Here is a 2895-nt window from a genome sequence, read left to right on the forward strand (position 1 = left end):
TATGATTTGAGCTGTACACTGGGAGTTCCGATCTCATATTTCTTCGACGAGATGCCCGAGGAAATTGCGCAAAAAACAATTGCTGAGCGTCGCCAGATGCCGGTTGATATGGACCAGGACACCGATGTTGACCCGATGAACCGTCGCGAGACACTTGAGTTGGTCCGAGCGTATTGTCGTCTGCCAGATGCGGCGTTGCGCAAGAAGTTCTATGATCTCCTTAAGGCCATGGCACCGGGCGAGACGGCCGAGGTGCTCGAACCAAACGAAGACTAAACTGCGTGCAGTTTGACCTAAGAATTCTGGTGGGCTTCCGTAGCCCGCCAGTTTTCCCAGAGTTGGTCTGCCCAGTCCTCGTGCTGATGCCAGATATCGGCGCAGGTGTAGTCATCGAGGCCACGTGAAATTTCTTGGTACTGATGACTGGTTAAGACAAACATTTCCAGATCATCGTAAGGCGACGAAGGGCACTGATCCAGAAAGTCAGCGACTTCGGCAGAGTGTGCAACAATCCACTCCCGCATCATACGAGTATCGTAAGTCCTCTCACCATAGTATGGGAGAACGTAGCGGCTCAACAGGCTGTCGCCATCGTGCGCCCGGTGGATACCGATAAGGAACGGCTTGCTTCCAAGAAACGAGCTCCCGCGATGGGTGGTTTCCAGCAGAACTTTGACACAAGCTGAGTAACAAATGGAATGGGGCCGAATGGCGACTTCGATGTTGTTGGCCTTGATGATGTCGATAACACGATTTGCGCCCTCAAGTGTGCCCCCGACACTTGTTAAGAACAGAAAGCGAAACATGTCGTGTTCTTCGACAAGTGCTTCCAGTTTTTGGGCGGTCGCAGCGTTCAATTCGCCAGAGAAATGCCAAAAGTAATTGTTAACTCCGCGGATCTCCTGGGTAACGATTTGGGCATCATCGGGTGACCCCTTGCCGCGACTTTCGTACTGAAAGTAAGCAAATAATAGGAGCCCAAGTGCACCGCTGAGGAGAACGGAGATGAGGAGGCCAACTCCGAGGCACCATTTGAGAGCAAAGGGTGACAGATGCTTCATTGCTCACCCTTGGCCGTGTCACCGATAGACCGCGAATTGGTGCTCGCTTCTTCATCCTGAGCAGCATCCGTGTTGGGTCCGTCACCATGCGGGGAACGCCATTTTACAGGTTTTGCCCCCATCTTATCGACAAGTGCTTCAAGTTCTGGGAATTGGACGTTTAGCTTCAATGTGGACGCCTTTAACTTATTGACTGCGATCAGAGTTTGTCCGGAACAGACGCGGAGCGCAACCTCGACGTGCCGGGTTTCAGGTTCGACGGTTTCTGCACTTCATCTGGAGAGATGTTGAGGCCAAGCAAGGCCGCAGCAGAAAGAACATCCTCTGCAGTCACATGGGAGGGGAGCTCTTGCACAGAGAGCAGGGCACGGCGAAACAGCACCAAGTATCGTTCTTTGCGTTGGTGTTCTTCGTATGTGGCCATATCACGATAGACTTGCCCGATTTCACAATCATACCGATCAATAACGACGTCCTCGTTGGGATCGATCTTGTAAGTTGTCGTGCGACCTCGGCAGTGGATCCATTTGCGTCCAATGGTCTCCACCTGTGCCGGCAGCACTGTGTCTTTCGAGCCAACCTCGCTGAGGACGATGATCAAGGAGTGGCCAACCTGATATTTCATGGAAATCTCCGGTGCTTGAACGGGGAAAGGGCGTCTAATCAAGCAGTTGCCGCTTTGTTCAGTGCCCGCCACTGCGTTTGAAGTTGGCAGGCCTCGTCTTCGCTGACCACGGACAGGTGCTGACCATCTGCAAAGACCAACAGCCACTCTGCATCAAACTGGGTGGCGTGTTCTTCATCCAAAGACGCGACTTCCACAACTTCGACATCCTCTCCAATGTTCGTGCCAGAGAAATACCGGGTGAGGAGTGGGTTTTGGGGGGCAATGGACATGTTGTGTCTCCGTCTGAGTGTCATCATCGCTCAGATCTTTGAAGAACTAAGCGCTCATGTCCAACGGAGTAATCGCTGAAAAAAGACATGCAACTCTGGGGCGCAGCTTGACCTTCCAAGTGTATCAGTAAATTATTTCTACGAACTCTGAGCGATTGATCCCAATGAGGTTGCTGTGGATATAGACGACTCACGTTTGCAAAAGCAGATATGTTGGCACTGCATCGGAGAAGAATTTCTTGCCCGTGAACTTTCATCGAACGGTGTTGACGGGACATGCGATTATTGCGGTGGGTCGGAGCTGGGTATCAGTCTTTTGTCGTTGGCGGTTCGTGTCGAAGAAGCCTTTGATGAGCACATGGAGAAAACCTCTGGAAACATGAACACTTACAGGCGGGATCGCAGCAGTCTGCCAATCACCGAAGCATTGCAAGAATATGTTGGTTTGGAAGAAGCGGCCGCGTCAGATTTACAAAAAATTCTAGAAGAGCGTCATTCCGACTTTGATGATGCCGCTACAGGAATAGAAAGCCCGTTCTCTGTTGATAGCTACTATGAACGAAAATACGAAATACCTGGCGGTCCATGGCACGAACTTTGGCGCGAGTTTGAGATTGAGCTGTTACAACGCGCGCGCTTTCTTAACACGAAGGCCTTAGGAATACTTAATCGTGTCTTCGGAGAATTGCACTCAGTGCAAACTGACGTGGGCGAGCCGGTAATCAAACAGGCAGGACCGAATACCAGTCTGACGCATCTCTTTCGGGCAAGGGAGTTTGCTTATGCAAGGGAAATGTGGAAGGCGTGCGACGCACCAGCAAGAGCACTTGGCCCGCCACCGCCCAGCATTGCGCGATCATGGCATTGAAACCGGGGTCACGATTGCCGCGTGATCCACGGACGGTATTTGCAAGAAAGCATATGCAGGTTTTTTCAA

Annotated in this window: 4 protein-coding genes and 1 pseudogene; 2 read left to right on the forward strand and 3 right to left on the reverse strand. The window is 51.6% G+C overall.

Features of this window, described 5'->3' with window-relative positions:
- Positions 1–276, forward strand: a pseudogene (locus tag WA429_RS20850) (helix-turn-helix domain-containing protein); the annotation flags it as partial.
- A 17-nt stretch (positions 277–293) separates the two neighbouring features.
- Here WA429_RS20850 and WA429_RS20855 read toward each other — a convergent pair.
- The 3 genes from WA429_RS20855 to WA429_RS20865 all read right to left on the reverse strand — a co-directional run bounded on the left by WA429_RS20855 (position 294) and on the right by WA429_RS20865 (position 1958).
- Positions 294–1061, reverse strand: a complete 768-nt coding sequence (locus WA429_RS20855) for a hypothetical protein (RefSeq protein WP_336107854.1) — start codon at positions 1059–1061, stop codon at positions 294–296.
- 199 nt (positions 1062–1260) lie between these two features.
- On the reverse strand, positions 1261–1686 hold the full coding sequence (locus WA429_RS20860) for a beta barrel domain-containing protein (protein WP_336107855.1): 426 nt from the start codon (positions 1684–1686) through the stop codon (positions 1261–1263).
- A gap of 38 nt (positions 1687–1724) precedes the next feature.
- The gene (locus WA429_RS20865) at positions 1725–1958 is read right to left on the reverse strand and encodes a hypothetical protein (RefSeq protein WP_336107856.1); all 234 of its coding nucleotides are present in this window, start codon (positions 1956–1958) and stop codon (positions 1725–1727) included.
- Between the two features lie 175 nt (positions 1959–2133).
- On the opposite strand from WA429_RS20865, the gene WA429_RS20870 reads away from it, so the two are divergent.
- Entirely contained in the window at positions 2134–2826 is a 693-nt protein-coding gene (locus WA429_RS20870) for a hypothetical protein (RefSeq protein WP_336107857.1), read from the forward strand.
- Positions 2827–2895 lie beyond the last annotated feature (69 nt).

The organism is Thalassospira sp. CH_XMU1420-2, from assembly GCF_037029325.1.
Taxonomy (GTDB): Bacteria; Pseudomonadota; Alphaproteobacteria; order Rhodospirillales; family Thalassospiraceae; genus Thalassospira; species Thalassospira povalilytica.